The 26,345-nt window shown below is 39.9% G+C and carries 26 protein-coding genes; 23 read left to right on the top strand and 3 right to left on the bottom strand.

The features are described 5' to 3' along the window. The first annotated feature begins 2 nt into the window (after positions 1–2). From LCD34_RS19265 to LCD34_RS19230, 8 genes are all read left to right on the top strand, one after another. Positions 3–935, top strand: a complete 933-nt coding sequence (locus LCD34_RS19265; protein ID WP_035701015.1) for a carbohydrate ABC transporter permease — start codon at positions 3–5, stop codon at positions 933–935. Next, entirely contained in the window at positions 935–1,765 is an 831-nt protein-coding gene (locus LCD34_RS19260; RefSeq protein ID WP_007499267.1) for a carbohydrate ABC transporter permease, read from the top strand. Before LCD34_RS19265 ends, LCD34_RS19260 begins: the two co-directional genes overlap by 1 nt. A 31-nt stretch (positions 1,766–1,796) precedes the next feature. Then, positions 1,797–3,128 carry an alpha-glucosidase/alpha-galactosidase gene (locus tag LCD34_RS19255; protein ID WP_224559872.1) on the top strand — a complete coding sequence of 444 codons (1,332 nt, stop codon included), beginning with the start codon at positions 1,797–1,799 and terminating at the stop codon, positions 3,126–3,128. 373 nt (positions 3,129–3,501) lie between these two features. After that, complete coding sequence (locus LCD34_RS19250; protein ID WP_206114346.1) at positions 3,502–4,962, top strand: CoA-acylating methylmalonate-semialdehyde dehydrogenase; 1,461 nt, start codon at positions 3,502–3,504, stop codon at positions 4,960–4,962. 223 nt (positions 4,963–5,185) lie between these two features. After that, positions 5,186–6,730, top strand: coding sequence for a glycoside hydrolase family 43 protein (locus tag LCD34_RS19245; protein WP_017359553.1), 1,545 nt, complete (start codon positions 5,186–5,188; stop codon positions 6,728–6,730). A 41-nt stretch (positions 6,731–6,771) separates the two neighbouring features. Beyond that, positions 6,772–8,037: a glycoside hydrolase family 30 beta sandwich domain-containing protein gene (locus LCD34_RS19240; protein ID WP_080964594.1), complete on the top strand. Its 1,266-nt coding sequence runs from the start codon at positions 6,772–6,774 to the stop codon at positions 8,035–8,037. Positions 8,038–8,168: 131 nt separating this feature from the next. After that, complete coding sequence (locus LCD34_RS19235) at positions 8,169–8,876, top strand: response regulator transcription factor (RefSeq protein WP_048002663.1); 708 nt, start codon at positions 8,169–8,171, stop codon at positions 8,874–8,876. Positions 8,877–8,878: 2 nt separating this feature from the next. Next, entirely contained in the window at positions 8,879–10,282 is a 1,404-nt protein-coding gene (locus LCD34_RS19230) for a sensor histidine kinase (protein ID WP_224559871.1), read from the top strand. A gap of 54 nt (positions 10,283–10,336) precedes the next feature. Here the strand turns inward: LCD34_RS19230 and LCD34_RS19225 are convergent, their stop codons facing one another. Continuing rightward, positions 10,337–10,645, bottom strand: a complete 309-nt coding sequence (locus LCD34_RS19225) for a DUF4870 domain-containing protein (RefSeq protein ID WP_098680451.1) — start codon at positions 10,643–10,645, stop codon at positions 10,337–10,339. Positions 10,646–11,019: 374 nt separating this feature from the next. Here LCD34_RS19225 and LCD34_RS19220 point away from each other — a divergent pair, with 374 nt between their 5' ends. The 6 genes from LCD34_RS19220 to LCD34_RS19195 all read left to right on the top strand — a co-directional run bounded on the left by LCD34_RS19220 (position 11,020) and on the right by LCD34_RS19195 (position 17,565). Beyond that, positions 11,020–11,862, top strand: coding sequence for a PRD domain-containing protein (locus LCD34_RS19220; protein ID WP_008343748.1), 843 nt, complete (start codon positions 11,020–11,022; stop codon positions 11,860–11,862). A gap of 118 nt (positions 11,863–11,980) precedes the next feature. After that, positions 11,981–13,873, top strand: coding sequence for a beta-glucoside-specific PTS transporter subunit IIABC (locus LCD34_RS19215; protein WP_048001469.1), 1,893 nt, complete (start codon positions 11,981–11,983; stop codon positions 13,871–13,873). 23 nt (positions 13,874–13,896) lie between these two features. Continuing rightward, positions 13,897–15,363, top strand: coding sequence for a glycoside hydrolase family 1 protein (locus LCD34_RS19210; protein WP_182489199.1), 1,467 nt, complete (start codon positions 13,897–13,899; stop codon positions 15,361–15,363). A gap of 235 nt (positions 15,364–15,598) precedes the next feature. Continuing rightward, a complete protein-coding gene (locus tag LCD34_RS19205; RefSeq protein WP_017367349.1) occupies positions 15,599–16,000 on the top strand; it encodes a MerR family transcriptional regulator in 402 nt (133 codons plus the stop codon). Positions 16,001–16,026: 26 nt separating this feature from the next. Then, entirely contained in the window at positions 16,027–16,953 is a 927-nt protein-coding gene (locus tag LCD34_RS19200) for an alpha/beta hydrolase fold domain-containing protein (protein ID WP_052320588.1), read from the top strand. A gap of 189 nt (positions 16,954–17,142) precedes the next feature. Next, entirely contained in the window at positions 17,143–17,565 is a 423-nt protein-coding gene (locus LCD34_RS19195) for a cytidine deaminase (RefSeq protein ID WP_224559870.1), read from the top strand. Between the two features lie 338 nt (positions 17,566–17,903). On the opposite strand, the gene LCD34_RS19190 is transcribed toward LCD34_RS19195, so the two are convergent. After that, on the bottom strand, positions 17,904–18,092 hold the full coding sequence (locus tag LCD34_RS19190; RefSeq protein WP_058213719.1) for a hypothetical protein: 189 nt from the start codon (positions 18,090–18,092) through the stop codon (positions 17,904–17,906). A gap of 206 nt (positions 18,093–18,298) precedes the next feature. On the opposite strand from LCD34_RS19190, the gene LCD34_RS19185 reads away from it, so the two are divergent. The 9 genes from LCD34_RS19185 (at position 18,299) to arsC (ending at position 25,578) form a co-directional block, all read left to right on the top strand. Beyond that, a complete protein-coding gene (locus LCD34_RS19185) occupies positions 18,299–19,468 on the top strand; it encodes an FAD-dependent oxidoreductase (RefSeq protein WP_148780495.1) in 1,170 nt (389 codons plus the stop codon). A gap of 63 nt (positions 19,469–19,531) precedes the next feature. Further along, a complete protein-coding gene (locus LCD34_RS19180; RefSeq protein WP_108611259.1) occupies positions 19,532–20,191 on the top strand; it encodes a TetR/AcrR family transcriptional regulator in 660 nt (219 codons plus the stop codon). 162 nt (positions 20,192–20,353) lie between these two features. Then, the gene (locus LCD34_RS19175; RefSeq protein ID WP_017359563.1) at positions 20,354–21,004 is read left to right on the top strand and encodes a transcriptional regulator; all 651 of its coding nucleotides are present in this window, start codon (positions 20,354–20,356) and stop codon (positions 21,002–21,004) included. A gap of 11 nt (positions 21,005–21,015) precedes the next feature. After that, complete coding sequence (locus LCD34_RS19170) at positions 21,016–21,390, top strand: RidA family protein (protein WP_148780357.1); 375 nt, start codon at positions 21,016–21,018, stop codon at positions 21,388–21,390. A 72-nt stretch (positions 21,391–21,462) separates the two neighbouring features. Then, positions 21,463–22,566, top strand: coding sequence for a threonine synthase (locus LCD34_RS19165; RefSeq protein WP_224559869.1), 1,104 nt, complete (start codon positions 21,463–21,465; stop codon positions 22,564–22,566). Positions 22,567–22,777: 211 nt separating this feature from the next. After that, complete coding sequence (locus LCD34_RS19160; RefSeq protein ID WP_148780359.1) at positions 22,778–22,963, top strand: hypothetical protein; 186 nt, start codon at positions 22,778–22,780, stop codon at positions 22,961–22,963. Positions 22,964–23,485: 522 nt separating this feature from the next. Then, positions 23,486–23,833 (top strand): winged helix-turn-helix domain-containing protein, encoded by a 348-nt coding sequence (locus LCD34_RS19155; protein WP_017367335.1) that lies wholly within the window; start codon positions 23,486–23,488, stop codon positions 23,831–23,833. 12 nt (positions 23,834–23,845) lie between these two features. Continuing rightward, the gene (locus LCD34_RS19150; RefSeq protein WP_017367334.1) at positions 23,846–25,144 is read left to right on the top strand and encodes an arsenical efflux pump membrane protein ArsB; all 1,299 of its coding nucleotides are present in this window, start codon (positions 23,846–23,848) and stop codon (positions 25,142–25,144) included. A 14-nt stretch (positions 25,145–25,158) separates the two neighbouring features. After that, positions 25,159–25,578: an arsenate reductase (thioredoxin) gene (arsC, locus tag LCD34_RS19145; RefSeq protein WP_017367333.1), complete on the top strand. Its 420-nt coding sequence runs from the start codon at positions 25,159–25,161 to the stop codon at positions 25,576–25,578. A gap of 210 nt (positions 25,579–25,788) precedes the next feature. Here arsC and LCD34_RS19140 read toward each other — a convergent pair whose 3' ends face one another. Beyond that, positions 25,789–26,343 (bottom strand): sugar O-acetyltransferase, encoded by a 555-nt coding sequence (locus LCD34_RS19140; protein WP_224559868.1) that lies wholly within the window; start codon positions 26,341–26,343, stop codon positions 25,789–25,791. Positions 26,344–26,345: the final 2 nt, after the last annotated feature.

Genomic DNA, 26,345 nt, shown 5'->3' with positions numbered 1-26,345 from the left:
CAATGAGTGACATCACAAAAGAAAAACAGGCGGCGACATTTACCTCTTTTCCAAAACAGAAGATGAAAAATAGCCAAAATTCTTCACTTTGGTGGATGTATCTGCCTGCTGTTCTCGTTGTCAGTGCCTTTATCATTTATCCCTTTTTTAACGGGATTCAGCTTTCTTTTACAAATTGGAACGGTTTCTCACAACAGTATGAGTGGATTGGACTGGATCAATACAAACGATTGCTGCAAGATCCAACCACATGGCTTGTTGTGAAAAATACCCTTCTTTACGGCATCGGGAGCACCATCTTACAAAATATGATTGGTCTTGGATATGCACTCTTATTAAATCAAAGTTTAAAAATGAGAGCCATCACAAGAACGGTGATCTATTTACCCGTCATGATCAGCCCGATTGCTATGGGCTATATTTGGTATTTTGTCTTTGCGTACCAAGGTGGTGCTTTAAACGACGTTGTTACCTTTTTTGGATTTGATCCAATGAACGCACTTGGTAATCCGCAGCTAAACACTTGGATCATTGTGTTTGTGAATACGTATCAATTCGTCGGGATTGCCATGATCATTTATTTAGCAGGACTCCAAAGCATACCTAAAGATTATTATGAAGCAGCACAACTCGATGGCGCTTCAGGTCTTCAGCAATTTTGGCGCATCACATTACCGCTTTTAATGCCATCTATCACCATCAATGTTGTGCTCAATGTGATCGGTGGACTTAAATTATTTGATGTCATTGTCGCCCTCACTGGCGGAGGACCCGGAGATTCCTCGCAATCGATGTCGACTTTTATGTACGATTTGTATTTCAAACGGCAGGATGCAGGCTATGCAGCGACGCAAGGTGTCTTCATGGCTATTATCATCCTTGTCGTTAGTGTCACAGCGCTCATTTATTTCAAACGAAAGGAGACCGAGGTGTGATGGATAACGCCTATAAACGAAAGAAAAGATGGTACTCCTTACTCGCCCTTTTGATCACATTGCTGCACCTGATTCCATTTTATATTTTAGTCACGACCTCTCTAAAGGGGATAGGAGATTTTAGCTCAAAATGGTTGTTCCCATCAACGCTTCATTTTGAAAACTTTCTGATGGCATGGACAGATGCTCAGCTTGGCCAGTCCTTTTTGAATACAGTGATCATTACGTTCAGCTCGGCTGCCCTACTCATCATCTTTGGATCACTTGCCGCCTATCCGCTTGCAAGAAGAGGAACAAAGCTGAATCAAGCGGTGTATCTCTTATTCATTGCCATTATGGTCATACCGCCGCTCACAGCCCTTGTCCCTTTATACAAAATGGTTGTACAAATTGGCATGATGAATACTTATCAAATCGCTATTTTAAACAATGTTGCTGCTTTTTTGCCACTGACGATTTTTCTATATGCCGGTTTTATCCGGTCGACGATACCAAAGGAGCTTGAAGAAGCCGCTCGTATTGATGGCGCGGGAACACTCAGAGTCTTTTTCACCGTCGTTTTTCCGCTGCTGAAGCCGATTACCGCTTCTGTTTTAATCATTGCCTGTGTGTATATTTGGAACGACTATCAATTTGCCATCTTCTTCTTGCAAGATAAAGAGATGCATACACTTACAGTCGCCTTATCCAATTTCTTTGGTCAAAATCAACACCAGCTCCAGCTCGTTGGCGCCGCTGCTCTTATTGCGATGCTGCCAATGGTCACGATGTTTTTACTGTTGCAAAAATACTTTATTGCAGGGCTGTCTCAAGGCTCTGTTAAAGGGTAATCCAACCTTGATGTAAAAAGGAGTGTCGTCTATGTCTAAAATTACATTTATCGGTGCAGGAAGTACCGTGTTTGCTAAAAATATATTAGGAGATTGTCTGTTCGTTCCCGCACTTGCCGGCTTTGAATTTGCGTTATATGATATCGACCACAACCGGCTGAAAGAATCAGAAACGATGCTGCGTCACTTAAAAGAGAACTACGGTGCACATGTGACCATTCAGTCGTATCACAACCGGAAAGAAGCCTTAAAGAATGCGAAATATGTCATCAATGCCATCCAGGTAGGAGGCTATCAGCCAAGCACTGTTATTGATTTTGAGATTCCAAAAAAATATGGATTAAGACAAACGATTGCGGATACGGTTGGCATCGGCGGTATTTTCCGTTCACTTCGAACCATTCCCGTGATGCTGGACTTCGCAAAGGATATGGAAGAAGTATGTCCACACGCTTTATTATTAAATTACACGAATCCAATGGCCACACTGACTGGCGCTATGCTGCGTTATACTCGGGTTCAAACGGTTGGTCTTTGCCATAGCGTACAGGTGTGTACGAAAGATTTATTTCAATCACTTGAAATGGACCATGAAGGCATTGAAGAAAAAATTGCCGGCATTAATCACCTGGCATGGTTATTAGAAGTGAAACGGGACGGTCAAGACTTGTATCCAGAAATCAAAGCACGAGCAAAAGAAAAACAAAAAACGCGGCATCCAGATATGGTTCGTTTTGAACTAATGGATAAATTCGGCTACTATGTCACCGAATCCTCAGAGCACAATGCAGAATATCATCCGTATTTTATCAAATCTCGTTATCCAGAACTGATTGGACAGTTTAACATTCCGCTCGATGAATACCCAAGACGCTGCGAGGAACAAATCAACAATTGGAATACGATGAAACATGACCTTGTGGGAAACACACAAATCACGCATACGCGCTCTAAAGAATATGGTTCACGTATCATTGAAGCGATTGAAACGAACGTTCCCTTTAAATTTGGTGGAAATGTACTGAACACAGGAGGACTCATTCACAACCTTCCTGAAAAAGCCTGTGTGGAAGTGCCATGTGTTGCAGACCGGAGCGGTATCATGCCATGTTATATCGGAGAGATACCTGAACAATTGGCTGGACTCAACCGGACCAATATCAGCTCACAGCTCATGACGATTGAAGCTGCAATCAGCGGCAAAAAAGAACACATTTACCAAGCAGCATTATTAGACCCGCATACAAGTGCTGAATTATCAATTGATGACACCATCAAACTATGTAATGAATTAATTGAAGCACACGGGGAGATGCTCCCGGCTTATACAGAGCCGAGTCAATACGCAATTTCTTCTAAATAACTAACATAAACAGTCTTAGCCTGATGCACTTGGCATCAGGTTTTTTTAGATCAACAAACTGGTCATTGACTGAAAGCGTTTTTAATATTATGATTTTTCTAAAGTTAACCAACAGTTAACCAAAAATACATCATCAATTAGTTAACATGATCATGCCACATGACATACAGACAAAACGACCTAAAAGGAGGACAGATCTTCGGAACCAAAAGAGCTAGAAGGTATAGACTTCACATGTTTTATCAGAACGTAAAGCAAAACTGTGGTTTCATTTGACAAAGAGTGTATACAGATGAAGGCTCCTTAGATGAGACAATGACGATAAATCAACACACGATTGCATCACAATCCAAACAAAGAGGAGAGAGGGAACATGACCAAAACAGATGTACAAACGTTGAAAAATTATATTGGCGGACAATGGGTGGACGCCGAAACGAACCAAACGGAAGCTGTTTATAATCCAGCTACTGGCGAAATCATCGCAGAAGTACCACTTTCAACAAAAACGGATGTAGAACATGCAGTCCAGGCAGCACAAGAAGCGTTCACCACTTGGTCTAAAACAGCTGTTCCCCGGCGCGCACGTATATTATTTAAATACCAACAGTTACTCGTTGAGAAATGGGATGAGTTAGCTGAACTCGTCACGCTGGAAAACGGAAAAAGTGTAACAGAAGCAAAAGGAGAGGTGCAGCGAGGAATTGAATGTGTGGAATTTGCCGCTGGTGCACCAACCTTAATGATGGGGAAACAACTGCCTGATATTGCGACTGGTCTAGAGTCTGGCATGTACCGCTACCCAATTGGCGTCATCGGCGGCATTACCCCGTTTAACTTTCCGATGATGGTCCCATGCTGGATGTTCCCGCTTGCCATCGCTTGCGGAAATACATTTGTTTTAAAGCCTTCAGAACGGACGCCAATCCTTGCTGCACGGTTAGCAGAACTATTTGAAGAAGCGGGACTTCCAAAAGGTGTGCTCAACATTGTCAATGGCGCTCACGATGTAGTAAACGGTCTTCTTGAACATGAAAAGGTAAAAGCCATTTCGTTTGTCGGCTCTCAGCCAGTCGCAGAATACGTCTATAAAAAAGGGACATCACATGGTAAACGTGTACAAGCACTTGCCGGTGCAAAAAATCACTCTATCGTCTTGAAAGATGCTGATTTAGAATCAGCCACAAAACAAATCATTGGCGCTGCTTTTGGATCAGCAGGTGAACGCTGCATGGCAGCAGCCGTTGTCGCAGTGGAAGAAGACGTGGCGGACGACTTGATTCAACAATTGGTCGATGAATCCAACCAGCTTGTCATCGGAAACGGAATAAATAAAGATGTCTTTCTCGGACCAGTCATTCGGAAAGAGCATAAAGAACGAACTCTTCAATATATTCAATCAGGAATTGAAGAAGGCGCAAGCCTGATTCGTGATGGCAGACAAGATAACGAAACAAATGGAGAAGGGTATTTTGTCGGACCAACGATCTTTGATCATGTCACAAATCAAATGAAAATCTGGCAGGACGAGATTTTTGCCCCAGTCTTATCCATTGTCCGTGTCTCATCACTCGCAGAAGCAATCGACCTGTCCAATCAATCAAAATTCGCAAACGGTGCCTGCCTATACACAGACAGCGCTTCAAGCATAAGAGAATTTCGTGAAAACATCGAAGCCGGCATGTTAGGCATTAACATTGGTGTTCCTGCTCCAATGGCTTTCTTCCCATTTTCTGGCTGGAAAGATTCCTTCTACGGAGACTTGCACGCCAATGGAACAGACGGAGTAGAGTTTTACACGAGAAAGAAAATGGTGACCGCTCGTTATATGTAGTCTACATTTATTGAACATTGAGGAAGAATGCAGCTCCATCATGGAGACTGCATTTTTTTGTTGTCTTCTAGTTAAAAAGTAAGGGTTTTCATTGCACTCTTTACAGGGATTCGCAGGGAGAAATCATTCTTTGTATTCATTCTTCATCACGAAACATCAACATAATTTGAAATTGGGCCTAAACCCCAATATCAGGAAGATGAAAACAGGAGGAAATGACACGATGAGGACGAGGATGAAGTGTAGCGTTTGTTTATTGATCTTCACTTTGGTACTGAGTTGTTTGCCGGTATATGAAGCGAATGCGGCAAGCACTCCTATTGCCAAGCAAGTAGGAAATGCAAACCCGCTCATTGATCATCACTTAGGAGCAGACCCGTTTGCGCTTACCTATAACGGAAGAGTGTACCTTTATATGTCGAGTGATGACTATGAATATCAAAGCAACGGAACGATTAAGGACAATTCATTTGCAAATCTGAATAGAGTATTCGTCATCTCTTCGGCGGATATGGTCAACTGGACCGATCACGGAGCGATTCCAGTAGCGGGGGCAAATGGGGCAAATGGCGGCAGAGGCATTGCCAAATGGGCAGGCGCATCATGGGCCCCATCAGCAGCGGTAAAGAAGATCAACGGAAAGGATAAATTTTTCCTTTATTTCGCTAACAGCGGCGGAGGGATTGGAGTCCTTACAGCAGACAGCCCGATCGGCCCATGGACTGATCCGATTGGGAAACCACTCGTTACGCCAAGTACACCTGGCATGTCCGGAGTTGTATGGCTTTTTGATCCGGCCGTATTTGTAGATGATGACGGTACTGGCTATCTATATGCCGGCGGAGGTGTTCCAGGCGGTTCCAATCCAACGCAGGGACAATGGGCAAATCCTAAAACAGCAAGAGTCCTGAAGCTAGGTGCTGATATGACAAGTGTGGCCAGTAGCGCATCCACCATTGATGCTCCTTTTATGTTTGAAGACTCAGGGATGCATAAGTATAACGGTACCTATTACTATTCCTATTGCATCAATTTTGGCGGCTCACATCCTGCTGATAAACCACCCGGTGAAATCGGCTATATGACGAGTTCAAGCCCGATGGGACCCTTCACGTATAAAGGACACTTTCTGAAAAATCCGGGTGCTTTTTTTGGTGGCGGCGGTAACAACCATCATGCGGTGTTCAATTTTAAAAACGAGTGGTATGTCGTGTATCATACGCAAACCGTTAGCTCTGCATTATACGGAAGCGGCAAAGGCTATCGCTCTCCACATATTAACAAGCTTGTGCATAATGCAGATGGCTCCCTTCGAGAAGTAGCAGCCAATTATGAAGGGGTGAAACAGCTATCTAATCTGAATCCATATCAACGTGTTGAAGCTGAAACATTCGCATGGAATGGACGCATTTTGACAGAAGCCTCGTCAGCACCAGGAGGACCAGTGAATAACCAGCATGTCACCAATATTCAAAATGGCGATTGGGTGGCTTTAGGGAATGTAGACTTTGGTTCAAATGGCGCTAGAACATTTAAAGCCAATGTCGCATCGACAGTAGGCGGGAAAATAGAAGTACGACTTGGAAGCGCGAACGGCAGACTGGTCGGTACACTGAATGTACCTTCCACCGGTGGAACACAAAACTGGCGGGAAATAGAAACAGCGATTAACGGCGCATCCGGTGTGCACAACGTATTTTTTGTCTTTACCGGAACAGGCGGGGGAAATCTATTCCAATTTGATTCTTGGCAGTTTACTCAAAGGTAGCGAATAAAGGTGCTTAAATGTTTGATAGAGGAGTGGGGAATTTGATGTCATGTATAAAAAAACCAATGCTTGCTTTATTGGTGTGTTTCACCATGCTGTCTGTCATGTTCATAGGACCTGGAGTAGCTGAAGTATCAGCAGCTGACGCAAACATTAACCTTAATGCAGAAAGACAAGTGATTCGTGGTTTTGGCGGAATGAACCATCCAGCTTGGATTGGTGATTTGACAGCGCCACAAAGGGAGACTGCCTTTGGCAATGGACAAAATCAGTTAGGGTTTTCCATTCTTAGAATTTATGTAGACGAAAACAGAAACAATTGGAGCAGAGAAGTCGCGACGGCCAAACGAGCGATCGAGCATGGTGCTCTAGTGATTGCTTCCCCTTGGAATCCTCCAAGCAGTATGGTTGAAACATTTAACCGGAATGGATCACCTGCCAAGCGGCTTAAATACAATCAATACGCAGCATATGCTCAGCATCTGAATGATTTTGTCACTTACATGAAAAATAACGGAGTCAATCTTTATGCCATTTCTGTACAAAACGAGCCTGATTATGCGCATGAATGGACATGGTGGACACCTCAGGAAATCCTGCGATTCATGAGAGAAAATGCCGGCTCCATTAATGCACGTGTGATTGCACCAGAATCGTTTCAATATCTTAAGAATATCTCAGATCCTATCTTAAACGATCCACAGGCGCTAAGGAATATGGACATTCTCGGCGCTCATCTATACGGCACCCAAATTAGCCAGCTTCCGTACCCTCTTTTCAAACAAAAAGGGGCAGGGAAAGAGCTATGGATGACAGAGGTCTACTATCCGAATAGTGATAACAATTCAGCGGACCGCTGGCCTGAAGCATTAGGGGTATCAGAGCATATTCACCATTCAATGGTGGAAGGGGACTTTCAGGCGTATGTGTGGTGGTACATCCGGAGATCATACGGTCCTATGAAAGAAGATGGAATGATTAGCAAGCGCGGATACAACATGGCGCATTTCTCCAAGTTTGTGCGACCAGGTTTCGTCAGAATTGATGCAACGAAAAGCCCTGAACCAAATGTTTTCGTCTCAGCCTACAAAGGAAACAATCAGGTCGTCATTGTGGCGATTAATAAAAGCAATGCAGGGGTCAATCAACACTTCGTCGTGCAAAATGGCTCCGTTTCTCAGGCGTCTAGATGGGTGACGAGCGGCAGCAGCAACCTTCAACCTGGAACTGACTTAAACATATCAGGAAATCAATTTTGGGCTCATCTCCCGGCTCAAAGTGTGACAACATTTGTGGTCAAACGCTAAAGAAACACGAAAAGCCAATTTTCTCATTAAAAAAGAAAATTGGCTTTTTTCTGTGTAAATAGAAAGTTGATTTTTCACGACGTCAACACTTTGGGTATAATAATAACAATGACTTCAGGAGAGTGATCATCATGCCAAAGGTTCAAAGCAAAGTATTGATTATAGATGACGAAAAAGAAATTTTAGAATTAATCCATACCGTATTAACAAGAGAAGGCATTGACCAGGTGTTAACAGCTTCAACTGCCCGTGATGGGCTCACGCAATTTCATCAAGAACAACCAGATCTCGTCATATTGGATATTATGCTGCCAGACGGTGAAGGCTACGATATTTGCAAACAAATCAGAGATGTTTCGCATGTTCCGATTATTTTTTTATCAGCAAAGGGAGAGGAATCAGACAAAATTGTAGGACTTGCCATTGGCGGCGATGATTACATTACAAAACCGTTTAGTCCAAAAGAAGTCGCCTACCGGGTAAAAGCCCAGCTAAGACGGTCATCATACGTACAGCCTTCTCAAGCGGAGCCCGTGATCAAAAAAGGACCATTTGAGTTAAACGAGCAGCAAGCCGAACTGACGAAAAACGGTGCGGCAATTGAACTCACACCGAAAGAACTTATGTTGATGACTTATTTCTTGCAGCATCCGAATCGCGTCATCAGTAAAGAAACGCTTTATCAAACGGTTTGGGGAGAGGATTTCTTCGGTTCTGATAATACGGTAATGGTTCATATACGAAGACTGCGGGAAAAAATAGAACATTCCCCATCTACACCAGAATTTCTCGTGACGGTCAAAGGACTTGGCTATAAATTTGTTGTAAAGGATGCGTAAAGATGAAATGGCGATTAACAGGCAGATACATGGTCTCTGTCATTATCGTGACCATTATCACGGTCTTTATTAACTTATTTGGATTCATGATAGGGCTTGTACTACAAGCAAGCAGTCAGCAAAACGAAGAAAATACGCCGGAAACCTTCACAAGAACATTTGAACAATACATCACCTTGTCTAATCAAAATATCACTGTGAGTAAAGAAGGACAGCAAGCCTTAAAACAACAAAATGCGTGGATTCAAATATTAGACGAAAATGGACAAGACGTCTATCATGCACTAGCACCTAAAGGCATAAAGAGCAAATACACACCTATAGAAATTGTAAACTTACATAAATATAAAGATAAGCAATTGATGTCGACGATCTATGCTGGAGGGAAAAATGGAAAGGGTAAGGAATACAGCTACTTCATCGGATTTAAGGACCCTTCCATCGGAAAATATTTATTTTCTTTTGATACGAAAGAATTAATATCGCAATTCAATATCGGGACGATGATTTTATTATCGATTGATGCCATCATTGCCTTATTCATTGGATACTTATTCAGCCGGCAACTCATCAAACCGCTCGGCCGTGCCATTTATGGCATCCAGAGGCTCGCAAACGGAGATTATACGACGAAGCTGCCAACGAAGGGGATATATAAAGATGTGTTCTATAATGTCAATCACTTATCAGAGCAGCTCGCTTCAAGCCAAAAAGAAAAAGACAAATTAGAGCAAATGCGAGAAGAGTGGATCAGTCATATTTCTCATGATATTAAAACACCATTATCCTCTATTCAAGGCTATGCAGAAATCATAAAAGATCCAAATTATCCTCTTTCAAATCAAGACATTAGACATTATGCCAGCATCATAGAGAATAAATCATTGTACATCAAAGATGTGATGGAGGATCTCAATTTAACAACAAGGCTGAAAAATAACGACGTGATGTTGCATAAAGAACTGGTGAACATTGTGCCATTGCTGCGTGAAACGTTAATTGATATCCTCAACGATTCGAGATATGCAGATCAGACCATTGAGCTGCAAACGAATGTAGACAAGCTTATGCTAAATATTGATACGATCCTCATACGAAGAGCGGTCACCAATCTCATTTTAAATGCCCTTGTTCACAATGATGCTGATGTGAAAATCATTGTACAGCTTGAACAAAAAGAACATACCCACATCACCATTCAAGACAACGGCAAAGGAATTGAAGAGGCAGAGCTAGAAAAAGTGTTTGACCGCTACTATAGAGGGACGAATACTGGAGGGACACATGCAGGCTCAGGCCTTGGAATGGCGATTGCAAAAGATATCATCCAAAAACACGGGGGAGATATTACAATACAAAGTATGATAGGAGAAGGAACAACGATTGATATCCAATTACCCGCTTAAACGGACATACAAAAAAACGGTTCTGCTCAATCACAGAACCGTTTTTTCTAACTCTTATTCTGAAAACACTTTTATGCCTTTCACAATGTTCCAAATGAAGAAGTAGATCGCCACAAGGAATGTCACAGCATACGTTGCAATTAAGAACGGACCAGCATGACTGATATCGTTCATGCCAAGTATACCTGAACCGGCAATACCAAGACCGAAAATCAAATAAGGAATAATATGTGTCCATAGTGATTTTTTCGCATGGTATTTCACTTCGTCTTTTCCTAAGAAATAAACGATAATCGGAAATAGAAACGGTGCAAAAAAGATACTGAAGTAACATAATGAAGACAAAATTTTATTTTCTCTCAAAGCTTTTCACCTCTATGATTGATTTAGAAGAGGGGACCATTTGACTCATCCCTCAATTCCTTACAAACCCATTGTACAACCTCAACCTTAACTTGTATTAATCCGAACCTTACAGCAACCTTAAATATGTTAAACTTTAAAAAGACAAGGAAAGATAAAATGATTCTGGGTATTTCAATCTATTTTTTCAGAAAAAAATAGTTGACTTTGGTCATTCCTCTATTTAAAATAAAGTCGAAACCGATGCAGGAGTGTTACTGATATGATCAGGCACCACCAAGTCAGGTAAACAGATTGTACATTTGTACGTTGTTTGCTGAGATTTTGGTGTTTTTTTATGCTTTTTTTAGCATTTTAGGTAAGGTGGGATGAGGATGTTCACCGTCGTTAAAGTTTTAAATAATAATATCGTATTAGCTCTAACAGAGGCTCAAAATGAAGTCGTTGTGTTTGGAACAGGAATAGGTTTTAAAAAGAAGAAAGGTGATACACTTGATGAGAGCGCTGTCAGTAAGACATTTTATTCTGATCAGACGTCTCCATTAGAATCTCAACTTGCCGCTATCCCAACTGATATCCTTTTATTAACTGAAAAAATCATTCGCGTAGGCGAAGAGATGTTGAATAAGAAGTTAGGTTCCAGCGCGCTCTTTTCGCTATCCGATCATCTCACCTTCGCTATTCAAAGGCACGAAGAAAAAATGGCGTATGAAAACCCCATTGTGTGGGAAATTCCACATCTCTATTTTCAAGAATATCAAGTCGGGAAAAAAGCACTGACAATTATTCAAAAGATGATGGGCATTTCTTTTGAAGATACTGAAGCTTCACTCATTGCCCTGCATTTTGTAAACGCTCAAATAGATGGTCAGTCTATGGGAGACACCATTAAGATGACTCACCTGACGAAAGAAATCGTCAAAATCATTCAAAATATTTTCGAGATGATATTGGATAAATCATCCATTAATTATTCGAGGTTTATTACCCACTTGAGATATTTTATTGTCAGGCAGGAAACCAACCAACCACCGCAGCAGATGGATGACTCGTTAAAAGAATTAATACAGGATCGTTATATGAAGAGTTATGCCTGCGGATTGATCATCAAAGAAATGTTAAAACGAGAATTCAATTGGAATGTGACAGAAGACGAACTTGTTTTTTTAGTCATCCATATTGAGAGAATCACAAAGGAACACCAAAAAAATAAATGATTTCTTTTAGGCGTGTTATGAAAAAGCATTAACCTAAACAAATCTCCATGAGAAAGAATGATCTTTTCTATGGTGGATTTTGTTTAGGTTTTTTTTGTGAAAATGAAGGGGTGAAAGCATGGAAAACAAAGAATTGGCTGGAAAAATTGTGAAATTAATTGGTGGAACCGAAAATATATCTCAAAGTTGGCATTGTATCACACGGCTAAGATTTAATCTCAACGATGAAAGTCAGGTAAAAGTAGATGAGCTGAAAACATTAGATGGTGTTTTAGGTGCTCAATTCCAAAGTGGACAGTTCCAAGTCATTATTGGAGCAAAGGTAGCAGAGGTTTATGAGGAAATCGATCATCTGGCCGGTCATAGTAGCAATGATTCTGCTCCTGTTAAAAACACGTCAAAGATGAACCCAATTGAAGTCGTATTCGATGTGATCAGCGGGATTTTCACACCTATTTTGCCAGCGATTGTTGGTAGTGGATTGATCAAAGGAATCATGGCACTGTTCGTTAGCTTAGGGTGGCTGACGGAGACAAGTTCTACCTATCAAGTACTTCAAATTTTTTCAAATGCTGTCTTTTACTTTTTACCTTTCCTCATTGCTTATTCGGCAGCGAAGAAATTTAAAACGCGAGAATCTCTTGCGCTCGCATTAGCAGGGATTTTACTATATCCAACGATGATCGAAGGTGCAGCAAAAGGAGCAGACCCGTTAAGTTTTTTAGGGTTAAGTATTCCACTAAATAATTACACATCTTCTGTATTACCAATTATATTAGGTGTGCTATTACTAAGTTTTGTCGATAAGTGGATAACAAAAGCGATCCCAAAATCCTTAAGTATCGTATTTACACCGGTACTGAGCCTGATGATCACGGCTCCTCTTACACTGGCTTTTATCGCTCCTATTGGGAACGTTTCTGGGCAATATTTAGAAATCTTTTTCACTTCATTGTTCAATTTCGCTGGTCCGATTGCCGGTTTATTAATGGGGGGCCTTATGCCACTCATTGTGTTAACTGGAATGCATTACGCATTCTTCCCAAGCACGTTAGCCAGCTTTGAAAAAGTGGGTTACGATATCATGCTGCTTCCAATGAATTTCATTGCGAATATGGCACAAGCAGGCGCTGTGTTAGGTGTCATCATCCGCACCAAGCGGGTAGAAACAAGGTCTTTAGCGCTTTCAACATTGCTTCCTAGTTTCTTCGGGATCACAGAACCAGCCATTTATGGAGTCACACTTAGACTAAAAAAACCTTTTTATGCTTCATTAATTGGCGGCGCAGTCGGTGGATGTTTTTACGGTTTATTTTCAGTTAAAACGACAGCCTTTTCGATCCCAGGCATTACTTCACTGCCAACTTACATTATGAAAGGGACAAATAATTTTCAGCTGGCTCTGATTGGAATCGCCCTTAGCTTCATCGTGTCACTTCTCATCACCATTCTCCTTGGATTTCAGGAGTCTGTAACGGCTTTTAACGAGCAAGCTGCAGAAAAGCCAAATCACACTGAGAGTACAGAGAATCAACAAATGTCTAAGCAAACAAACCCTTATGAAGTTCAAGCACCTATGAGTGGAAAGGTCATTCCTTTATCTGAAGTGAATGATTCCGTGTTCTCAAGTGAAATGATGGGGAAGGGAGTCGCAATTTTGCCTGATAAGGGGGTGGTACAAGCACCGTTCTCAGGAAAAGTAGTGACTGTTACACCTACTAAACATGCCATCGGACTCGTTTCAGATGATGGGATTGAATTATTGATCCACGTGGGGATTGATACGGTCAGCCTAAACGGCCAATTCCTTGATGTACTGGTAAAAGAGGGCGATAAGATAAAGACGGGGGATCATTTATTATCGTTTGATATAGAAGGAATTCAATCAAACCATTTAGATGTAGTGACACCTATTATCGTCACAAATTCAACGCAATATCTTGATGTGATTCATACAGGTGACGCTCATGTCACCGCAGGTCAAAATAAGCTCTTAATGCTTATTCACTAATATAAAGAGAAGGGATGATTGAAATGAAAGAATTAAAAAAAGGATTTTCAGATGATTTTTTATGGGGTGGCGCAACTGCTGCCAATCAAATAGAGGGCGCATACTTAGAAGGTGGCAAGGGCCTGTCGACGTCAGACTTTGCTGCATATAAAGATCCTTATGAAAAAGGAAAAGTGAACAACTTTACTTTCGATGTGAGTTCAGCTGAATTAACAAGATACAAGGAACAACCCGATGAATTTGATTTTCCGAAAAGACGCGGAATCGATTTTTACCATCGATATGAAGAGGATATTGCACTATTTGCAGAGATGGGCTTTAAAGTGTTTCGCTTGTCTATTTCATGGGCAAGAATCTTTCCAACTGGTTTAGAAGACAAGCCGAACGAAGAAGGATTGGCTTTTTACGATAACGTATTTGATGAGTGTGCGAAATATGGAATTGAACCGCTAGTCACGATGTCTCATTACGAAATGCCGATTACTTTAACAGAGAAATATAATGGCTGGATGAGTAGAGAGCTTGTCCCGTTGTTTGAAAAATATGCCCGTGCCATTTTAGAAAGATATAAAAATAAAGTGAAGTATTGGATTACATTCAATGAAATGAATATGAACCTCAACAGCCTTTACACCGGTGCTGGAATTTTAGAGGACCTAGTAGACCATAAATTACAGGCTGCGTATCAAGCATCACATCACCAATTTATCGCCAGCGCTCTCACAGTGAAGGCTGCAAAAGAAATCATTCCAAATGTCCAAATTGGCTGTATGATAAACCAAATTGAAGCCTATGCAAAAACAACGAAACCAGAGGACCAGCTGCAAGCGGTAAAATCGAACCAATTGAATATGTTCTATCCGGATGTTCAAGCTAGAGGTGAATATCCAACATACATGGTGAAATATTTTGCTGACAACGACATCAAACTTGATATCGAAGAGCAGGATGAGCAAATTTTGAAAGAGGGCATCGTTGATTTTGTGGCGATCAGCTACTATATGTCCCACGTAGCAGAAGCGCGAGAAGATGCAGCAGAGCTAGCGGGTACATTTGATAGTCCAATTAAAAATGAGCATTTGGAGTTATCACAATGGGATTGGCCAATTGATCCAATGGGGCTGCGCATTTCATTAATTAAACTGTATGACAGATACCAAAAACCTTTATTTGTTTGTGAAAACGGACTTGGCGCAAGAGATACATTGACACCAGACAGAGAAATTCACGACGATTATCGAATTGATTATTTAAAACAACATATTGAACAGATGAAAGAAGCAGTCAAAGAAGGTGTCGACTTAATGGGGTATACACCATGGGGTTGTATTGACTTAATTAGCTGCGGAACATCTCAAATGAGTAAACGCTATGGTTTGATCTATGTAGATCAAGACGACAGAGGGAATGGGACATTAAATCGTTACAAAAAAGATTCCTTCTACTGGTACAAAAAAGTGATTGAAACAAATGGGGAAGATTTATCATAATCCAGATGGAATGATGATGACACCATTGCATCCGCCTTATTTGGCCGGGTGCGATGGTGTTTTTTTGTTTACCCAAAAAGTAACCTCAATTATGTCATAGCAAGCACTAGAGATCTCTTTGCTACAATCATTTGATAACAAAAGTTGGCCGAAAAATGTTTCACCTTGACCTTGAAGTATAGTTCAACCTTTATAATGTACATATAGTAAAAAAAATAATAAAAAAGGAGTAACGATGGAGTTGATGACTAGAGGAGAACTTGCCAAAAAAACAGGAGTAAGTCCTGCCGCAATTCGTTACTATGAAGAGCACAACATATTACCTGCTCCAAGACGACGTTCAAACGGTTACAGATTCTATACAGACGACTATGTTGTGAAAATTCAATTGATCAAAGATGCGAAAACGCTCGGTTATTCATTAAAAGAAATAGCTGAAATTATGGACATGCTAAGTCAAGACATAGACCTTGATACCCTAAGACAAATTGTCCATCTTAAACATGAAGAAATTGAAAAGAAAATTAAAAGCCTTCGTCTCATTCAAGACCTTTTATCTAACTTATTAAAAACCCCTGAGAAAAAAGTACAAGTCTACCTGGAATCATTTCGTGTTCCGAAGCAGGATGATCAATAAACCTATTGGGTGAAGGAGAGAAAAAAATGAGTGTAGAAATGTATCATGGTGAACGTTCTAAAGAAAGTATTCAATTTGAAACATTATTCGCTTCGCAAAGTAATAAAGAGAGTTTTTCCAGTATCGAACAGACAAAAAAATTTCTTGAGCAAAAAGGAAATGAAAATACACAGCCTTATGCCATTGGGGAGGGTGTGAAGTTAATCAGTGAGGTACAAGAGCAGACTTTCGAAGGCATGCAAGTTTTCACATTGAATGAACAATCATCACAAAATCAAAAAGTCATTCTCTATCTACATGGTGGCGCGTGGACAAATCAGCCTTTGAATGTCCATTGGTGGTTCATGGATAAAATGGCGCAATCACTAGGTGCGAAAGTAGTCGCTCCTATTTACCCAAAAGTACCTCATTATAGCAACCAGGATACATATCCGAAAATGCTTAACCTATATAAAGACCTTCTGAAAACTGCCGGAAGTGCCAATCAATTGACGATCATGGGAGATTCAGCTGGCGGAAACATCTCACTTGGTCTTGCGCATCTTTTAAAGAAGGAAGATCTGCCGCAGCCAAAGGATATCGTGTTACTATCTGCGTGTGTTGATATGAGTATGAGCAACCCTCTCATTTTTGAATATGCAAAAAAGGACCCGATTCTAGGTCATGAAGGAATGGAAGTCATCACAAAATTGTGGGCAGCTGATCAAAGTCTCACAGATCCATTGATCAGTCCCATATACGGCGACTTCAAAGGACTAGCGAAGATCACTCATTTCATTGGAACACATGATATGTTATATCCAGATGCCATCAAGCTTGATGAAAAATTAACAGCACAAGGAATAGACATCAAAACCTTTGTTTATCCTGAAATGCTGCATGTGTTTGTTGTCATGCCAATTCCAGAAGCGGCAGATGCTCTGAAGAAAATCATTCAAGTGATCAATCGTTAGGCATTCAGTTCACACGTAGAAAGGGTACATGTTCTGATGTAAATAAGGGAAAAGGTTGCTTACTTGAAAGCAGCTTTTTTCAATAGATTAAACGGTCTTTTGGCTGGTTAGTAAAGGAGAGTGAAGTTCAGTTCATCACCTCATGTTTGGTATAATACATACGAGCAGTGAGGCGAAAGGGGAAACGCGATGAAAACGTTTGATCTATCACAAGATGATATCGAATTAATAGACGAAGCAAAAAAGAGGATTATCAGTCTTTATGAAGATGACAAGCATCATGTAGGGGCAGCGATCCGCATGAAAACAGGAGAAATCATATCAGCTGTCCATATAGAAGCCTATATCGGACGGGTAACTGTTTGTGCAGAAGCCATTGCGATTGGCAGCGCTTTATCGAATGGATACAAAGATTTTGATACAATTGTTGCAGTGAGACACCCTTATTCAGATGAAAAAGATAGAAGAATTAGGGTAGTCAGCCCTTGTGGCATCTGCCGAGAGCTCATTTCAGACTTTGGACCAACGTGTTTTGTCATCCTTGATATGGATGGGGAGCTGGTCAAGGTGAAAATCGAAGAACTCATTCCGCTCAAATATACTCGAAACTGATGTACCAGACTCAAGTCTTCTCATCGCTATCACCCTATCATTTCTTTAGAAATTTTCACAGTCATGATGTCCATTCAGCAAGTTCATTTTCTCTTAGCGCTTGTCTTTGACTCAAGATTATATCACAAAACAATATGCGTTTAATGGACCTTTTGTGATACGAGGAATCAAAGATTTTCGCATTGATGTCTATTATGCCAAAGCTAGTGATTCGTTTAGAGTGCATATCGTGATATATTTCAGCAGTCTCTTTGTTTTGGATAAATAGATTCCCTGGTAAATCACAAAAACCTAAACACATCTCCATTGTTATAATGGTGGATATTTGTTTAGGTTTTTTAGCGATTGAATTGCTTTCGAAGCACTAGGCATGAGACCGCAAATACTGCGAAAGCGCCCGCTGATCCAGCAGCAAACACCAGCTCAGTTTGCTCTGGTTTGACTTTGAATAACAAAGGGATAGAAAGAATAAGTGCGGCACCACTAAAGCCTAATCCTAATATCAACATAGCCAATAATTTATTCATAGAAACACCTCTTACACTTAGAGTGAGAACAATGTAAACCTTTTAAAACCTTCCTAGATGGAGTGTATCATATGATGGCAGGCGATTGGTTTCTTATCATTAAAACACAATCGTGAAACAAACATTTTTAACGAACGATGTTCGTTAAAATATAAATGAAATGTAATATAAAACGATTTCCACAAAGGGATGAGGAAATGCAGAAGATGACGTCATTATCTAAGAATCAAAAGCAAATCGCTATCATCGGAGGAGGACCTGGGGGACTAACACTTGCCTTAATTTTGCAAAATTACGGTATACAAACAACCATTTATGAACGAGAGATGCATGACAAGAGCCTTGAACGAGGCGGCTCACTGGATATTCACGAAGAAACAGGTCAAAAAGCCTTAAAAGAAGCAGGAGTTTATGAGAAATTTCAAAAGAACGCCCGCTATGAAGGGGAAGATTTCCGATTACTTGATAAATCAGGAAGAATTTATTTAGATGAAGAAACGGAATCAGATCAAACAGGTACTCGCCCGGAAATTGATCGTGGTGTGTTATGTGAACTACTGTTAGTACAAATTAATGCTAAAAATATCAAATATGGTTATAAACTAGAAAGGTGCGTTTCATTAGAAAACGGCATGACGGAGCTTCATTTTGAAAACGGAGTTGTCGAAACAGTTGACCTTTTGATTGGGGCTGATGGTGCTTTTTCTCGTGTGCGTCCTCTGTTAACAGATATTGAGATTGAATACTCTGGGCTCACGATGCTAGAACTGAATGTCTTAAGAGTAGAGGAGAACCACCCTGATTTAGCTGCATTTAATAAACGAGGTAAGATGTTTGCTTTGGCAGACCACAAAGGACTGATTGGGCAGTTAAACGGAGATGGCCGAATCAAAGTGTATGCAAGCCTTATGGTAGAACGCAACTGGATCGAGACTTGTGGTATACCGTTTCATCAAGCGAAAGAAGCAAAAGAACAATTATTAGCGTTATTTAGTGATTGGGATGATCAGCTGAAAAATTATATTCGTTATGCAGAAGATGCCATCATTCCAAGACGGATTTATACGCTTCCTGTCGGTTTCAAATGGAATCGTCATAAAGGAGTAACGCTTATCGGTGATGCAGCTCACGTCATGTCGCCATTCGCAGGCGAGGGTGTGAACATGGCGATGTTTGATGCAAGGGAGCTAGCACTTGCTATTGTCCGGCATCCTCATCATTTTGAAAAGGCGATTGAAGAATACGAAGACATGATGTACGAATATTCATCGAAAAAAGCTAATGAATCGGAGAATAGTTTAAAACTGTGTTTTTCAAAAGACGCTGCGGTCAAGCTTGCAGATATGATGAATTCTTTTCAAAAGGATGATGATTGATGCTCAATTTACTATTTTACTTTGACATGTTATAAAGAGAGTATGAACAATTCAAATCGTCGTATGATCAGTCGCCGGTCTCGGCCGGCTAAAGAACCCTTAAGCCGTGAGCTTATTGTGAAAACGGCCTATGAGCTTCTTAAGGAGCATGGGATAGAGGGCATGAGTATGCGTAAGGTGGCTAAAGCACTCGATACGGGACCTGCATCCTTGTATGTCTACGTGAACAATGTTCAAGAACTCAGTGCTTACGTATTGGATTATGGTCTCGGACAAATGGTTTATCCAGAGTCAGAGGATGGCACATGGAAAGAACAGTTATTCGACATATTGCATACTTATTTCCTCCTGCTATTCGAAAAACCTGGTCTCGCTGAAATTTCTCTTTCCACCATTCCACAAGGAACGAACTTTCTTCAGTTGACCGAACGTATTCTCGCTGCATTGCATGAAGGCGGGATCAAATCTACATCTGCAGCATGGGGAGTAGACCTATTGCTGTTATACGTATCTTCTGTAGCATACGAAAAGGTCTCTTGGAAGAAACAAGGCTCTTCACAGATTTCAGACGCAAAAAAAGCATTTCTTCAAGCAGAAAAAACGCAGTTTCCTTTCATTCATCGTGTAAAAGAAGAAATGTTTGCAGGTGATACCGTATCAATGGAACGGTTCCGATGGGGAATTGACGTCATTTTGTATGGCATCCAGCAGGAAGACAATTAGAAAGGAGCACAAGCAAAAAGCAGTCAATGGCTGCTTTTTTTATATGATGATTTTCATATTTGTGATCTTATGAGCATTACAATATATAAATAAATCTATATATTGTTTTTATATATAAAAAATTATATAATCTAGTGGAATAAAAAAATGAGGTGCTTAGGCATGGAACATATTAAAAAGTTATTAGAGAGTTATATTCCTTTAGCAAAATCTACTGCAAAAATGTTTGGACCAAATTGTGAAGTGGTGATTCATGATTTAACGAATCCTCAAGCATCTGTCATGTTTACAGTAAATAACCATGTGACAGGAAGAGAAATCGGCCAATCATTTGATCATCTAGTCAAGACTGTATTACAATCAGAAGATTTTAAAGAAGATTATTTGGCTGGTTATACATTTGTAACAGAAGATAAGCGTACGATTCGTTCTTCGACTTCATTAATACGTGATTCAAAGCAAAAAGTGATCGGAGCTTTCTGTATCAATTTTGATGTTGAAGCACTGAATCAAATGCAGCAATTTATGGATACTTTTCTTTCTACACAAGTGGAAGCTCAAGAAAAAGAAACAACATCAAATGATGATCTTGAAAATGTGGAAGAAATCGTCGATCAATTGATTCAACAAATCATTCAAAACAGTGTTCATCCAGTTATGAAACGTCATGAAAAAATTGAACTAATCAAATTTATGGATGAAAAGGGCATTTTTTTAATGAAAGGATCTGTTGAGAAGGTCGCATCTATGTTAGGCATTTCCAAAGTAACCGTCTATAGCTATTTGGATGAAATCAAAAATAAATCGAGGTAAGGAGTGTCAAAATGGAAAGCATACTCGAGATAGGAAATCTAAAATCAAACGGACACTATGCATTCGCAACCATTCATCAAAACACGGTCTATGTTTCGGGACAATTTGCTATCAATCCCGAAACGACAGAAAAAGAGTTCGGCCCCATTGAAAAAGAGACATTACAAGCGCTTAAGAATGTAGAGATGATTGTAGAGGCTGCTGGAAGTCAAAAAGAAAAGATTTTGCGCATGACATTATACATTTCAGATATTGAATTATGGGACAAAGTAGATGCGGTTTATACCGAATTTTTTGGTGAACATAAACCAGCTCGTACGATTGTACCAACGAATGAATTACATTTTGGTTTCAAAATTGAAATGGATGCCATTGCATATATTTAGAATATTTTTTTGACCACCCTATATAAAAAATTATATTTTGTATAAAAAAATATTCAAAGGGGCAGATGAAGAATGAATCAATTAAGTTGTAACCATTGCGGGAAAAAATATGAGATGACACCAACTCTATGGAAATGTGATTGTGGTGGAGTATTCAATCTAGTGAAAGATACCCCGAAAATAGACGTCACAGCTTGGGATCACTATCCAAATTCATTATGGCGTTATGTTGAAACCATGCCATTTCCAAAAGGTTCTAAGACGTGGGAAACTGTGACAATGGGCGAGGGCCAATCTCCTTTAATCGTTCTAGATCCTAATGAGCCAAACACTTATGTAAAAGTTGATTATATGATGCCTACACTATCATTTAAAGACCGTGGAGCAGCTGTGTTAATGACAAAAGCTAAGGAATTAGGGGTAACAAAAGTCATTGCTGATAGCAGCGGGAATGCAGGAACGGCAATTGCTGCGTATGCGGCGCGTTGTGGTATTGCCTGTGACATCTATCTAAGTGATCAAACATCACCTAAAAAAGTCGCTCAAATCAAAGCCCACGGAGCAACGATTAAAGAAATTCATGGTACACGAGAAGACATTGCAACTGCGGCCCAAAAGGCAGTAGACGAGGAAAACGTTTTTTATGCAAGCCATGTCTATAACCCTTATTTTTTCGAAGGTACAAAAACATACGCCTATGAAATCTATGAACAATTAAAAGGGGCACCGGATGCTTTAATCATTCCGGTTGGAAACGGTACTCTGCTGCTCGGTGCGTATTATGGCTTTGAAGAGTTATTCGAAAATGGTCTCATTCATAAAATACCGAAAATTATTGCCGTACAAGCAAAGAACTGCGCACCACTTGTGAAAGCTTTTCAACATGCGGAGGAATCAGCAACACCTGTGATAAATAAAGGGACTGTAGCAGAAGGGATCGCTATTGCTGCCCCAGCGCGTTCTAAACAAATTTTAGAAGCTGTATACAAGACGAATGGTACGTTTATTGATATTGAAGAAGAAGAAATTATACATGCACGCTCTAAACTGAGTCAGAAAGGATTTTATGTCGAAGTGACATCTGCCATCAATTTTGCTGGCTACATGAAATATCAAAAGGAATTAGAAGAAACCATTATCATACCTCTTTGTGGGGCAGGGATTAAATCAACATAACCTTAGGACTCTGGTAGAATAGAGCGTTGCGTGCTTCGTTGTCCTATAATATGATCAATCAGGAGTAATATTTGCGAATGTTGAAAACATTGACCATCACAATGTGAAAACGGAAGAATAATTCGTGGAAATGGATTTTACTCATTGCGAATCACATTGGTCTTGCACCGACTTCCATGATTTTAGATGCAGGTTAGCAGCGTGTATTGGGATGAATTTAGATAATATGCAAGGATTTGGCGGAGACATACCATTTGAAGATTATTCAGATGACATCATCCCGTTGTTAGATAAACCATATTTTGACAGTTACTTAATGCCAGAGGTTTGTCAGACCGTTGCAGTAAGATTGCGTCAACTGATCCGCAATTGGCCAGATGATGATATGGATAAATGAACGCTCTCCATCTAGCAGACTAGCAAAGGGAATGGAACTAGCACATCAACAAAATGAGCCTTTGGGATTTATATAAAGTAAAGAGAATCTTTACGGATCAATTGATTCTTTCCCTCAATAAAATAGAGGTCAAGGATAAAGTTTTTCATTTGTGTTCATGACGTAAAGCCATGTCTTAAGTGACATGGCTTTTTGCTTGCAATAAAGTACGAAAGCGATATTAGAACATATTCAAACAGCTCGACATTACACAATAACCAAAGCATAAGCAGAAAATTGGTTTGTAAAAAAAATGTTGGTACTGGTACTTACCCCCCTAATGACTCATGATAGCATCATAAATCTAACAGCATGCTGGCACAAAAATGATAGCTATTATGATCCAAAAATAGAATTTCCTTAAGGTGAAATGAAAGGTGAGCATAACTAAGAATAAATTTTTGTTTGAATTCATATAATCAATTGATTATATAAGTTTTCAGTTATATACTATTGAAGGAGTTGAAAAGAGGGGGAATCATTGTGACTACAGATGTTTCAATTGGTGTGACATATATGTCGAATTGTTTAAAAACACTCAGTGATCAAACAAGACTGATCATGATGAAATTGTTTTTGGAGAAAGAATATTGTGTTTGTGAACTGGTAGATATGTTCGAAATGAGTCAACCAGCGATTAGTCAGCATCTACGAAAATTAAAAAAAGCTGGATTTGTTCATGAGAACAGAAAAGGGCAGTGGCGTTATTATTCAATCAATACACTGTCTCCAGAATTTGAGACGATTCGGATCATCTTAAATCAAATTGATAAAGAAGATGACCTTTTAAAAAGTATACAACATAAAGCAACAAACATTTCTTGTTCGTAAGGAGGGATGGGTTTGAGTTTTGCCGTTTTATCATTAATCATATTTTTGTTCACTTTGGTACTGGTTATTTGGCAGCCAAAAAATTTATCCATAGGGTGGTCCGCTTGTGGAGGAGCTATTTTAGCATTAATCGTAGGTGTTGTGAATGTAGACGATGTGATCACCGTGACAGGCATTGTTTGGAATGCGACTTTAGCTTTTGTCGCCATTATCGTCATTTCACTCATCCTTGATCGAATCGGCTTTTTTGAATGGGCAGCATTGCATATGGCAAAGGCTGCAAAAGGCAGTGGGCTACGTATGTTTGTGTATGTGACCATCCTTGGTGCAATCGTCGCTGCTCTATTTGCAAACGATGGTGCAGCACTTATTTTGACACCCATTGTTTTAGCCATGGTCAGAGCATTACACTTCAATGAAAAAATAGTATTCCCTTTTATTATCGCGAGTGGGTTTATTGCAGATACAACGTCGCTTCCACTTGTCGTAAGTAATTTGGTGAATATTGTAACAGCCGACTATTTCAACATTACATTTATTGAATATGCATCCAGAATGGTTGTTCCAAACCTTTTTTCATTGCTAGCGAGTATCACTGTGCTGTACCTTTTCTTTAGAAAGAGTATACCAAAACGCTATGATATGACTGAGTTAAAGCAACCTAGGGAAGCAATAAAAGATCCAAAGATGTTTAGATTATCTTGGTATATATTAGCTTTTTTGTTGATTGGTTATTTTGCAAGCGAATTTTTATCTATACCTGTATCGGTCATAGCTGGAGTGATTGCCATTTTATTCTTGGTCATTGCACAAAAAAGCCCTGCTGTTCAAACAAAAAGCGTTCTAAAAGAAGCTCCCTGGGCGATCGTTTTCTTTTCCATAGGTATGTACGTTGTTGTCTATGGCATGCGAAATGCAGGGCTTACTGATGCTCTTTCAAGCGTGATTCAAGCTGTAGCAGATCAAGGTTTATTAGCAGGGACTCTTGGTATGGGATTTATAGCAGCGATTCTTTCATCTGTCATGAATAATATGCCAACGGTCATGATCGATGCATTGGCCATATCCGGCACCGATACACAAGGAATGATGAGAGAAGCGTTAATATACGCAAATGTCATTGGTTCTGATTTAGGACCAAAAATTACGCCCATTGGCTCCTTAGCAACACTACTATGGCTCCACGTCCTTTCTCAAAAAGGTGTGAAGATTTCCTGGGGGACATATTTCAAAATAGGGGTCATTTTAACTGTACCAACACTATTCATCACACTTTTAGCGTTGTATTTCTGGCTAATGATTATACATTAAAGGAGACGATCAACATGTCAAAGAAAACAATATACTTTTTATGTACCGGTAATTCTTGCCGCAGTCAAATGGCTGAAGGTTGGGCTAAAAAATATCTTGGAGATGAGTGGAAGATCTATAGTGCTGGTATCGAAGCTCATGGATTAAATCCGAATGCTGTAAAAGCAATGAAAGAAATAGGGATTGATATTTCTCATCAAACGTCTGACCTGATTGATCAGAAAATATTGCATCACGCTGACTTAGTCGTAACACTATGCGGTGACGCAGCTGATAAATGCCCGATGACTCCTCCTCATGTCGAACGTGTCCATTGGGGCTTTGATGATCCAGCAAAAGCAGAAGGAACAGAAGAAGAGAAGTGGTCATTTTTCCAAAGGGTAAGAGATGAAATTGGAGATCGATTGAAACAGTTTGCTGAGACTGGAAAATAGTGCTGCGTTTGAGTCAATTGAATATAAAATCTAATAATAAAGAGGATCAAGTCAAAGGTTCTCTTTTTGCATTAATTAATATCTAGTTTACATAATATATATTCTAGGAAGTTAAAGAACAATTAAAATTTTCTCGTCTCATTATTAAGTATACTTATCTTATTGAGATAAAACGAAAAATGAAAATCCAACGGTTGATTTGTTAGATTTTCATTCCTCTAAATGTTTTAAGATTTTTGCAGGATTCCCGCCAACAATCACATTTGCCGGAACATCTTTTGTCACAACGGATCCTGATGCAATGACAGCATGATCTCCGATTGTCACACCTGGATTAATAATGGCACCGCCGCCAATCCATACATGATGTCCAATTGTGACTGGTTTGCCGAATTCAATACCTGTTTGACGTTCTTCTGGATTTAACGGATGTCCAGCTGTATATATATGTACATTCGGACCTAACAAACAATGATCTCCAATTGTAATCTTGCAAACATCTAATAACACAGCATCAAAATTTGCAAAAAAATGCTCGCCAACCTCGATATTGTATCCATAATCACATTGTATTCTGCCTTCAAATACCACATCATCTCCGCAAGCGCCTAAAAGCTCCTTTAAAATGGCCATTCTCTGTGATGGCTCATTTGTTTGCTGATAGGCAAATGTCAATTGTCGCGCTTTTGCTCGATCTTTCATCAATGTGTGGTCATTTGGGTGATAGTATTCTCCTTTGATCATCTTTTCTTTTTCGGTTTTCATGT

Source organism: Bacillus sp. RAR_M1_44, assembly GCF_020165935.1.
Taxonomy (GTDB): Bacteria; Bacillota; Bacilli; order Bacillales; family Bacillaceae; genus Bacillus; species Bacillus altitudinis.
Note: the sequence above shows the minus strand (reverse complement) of the source record. Positions and strands in the feature narration are given on the sequence as shown.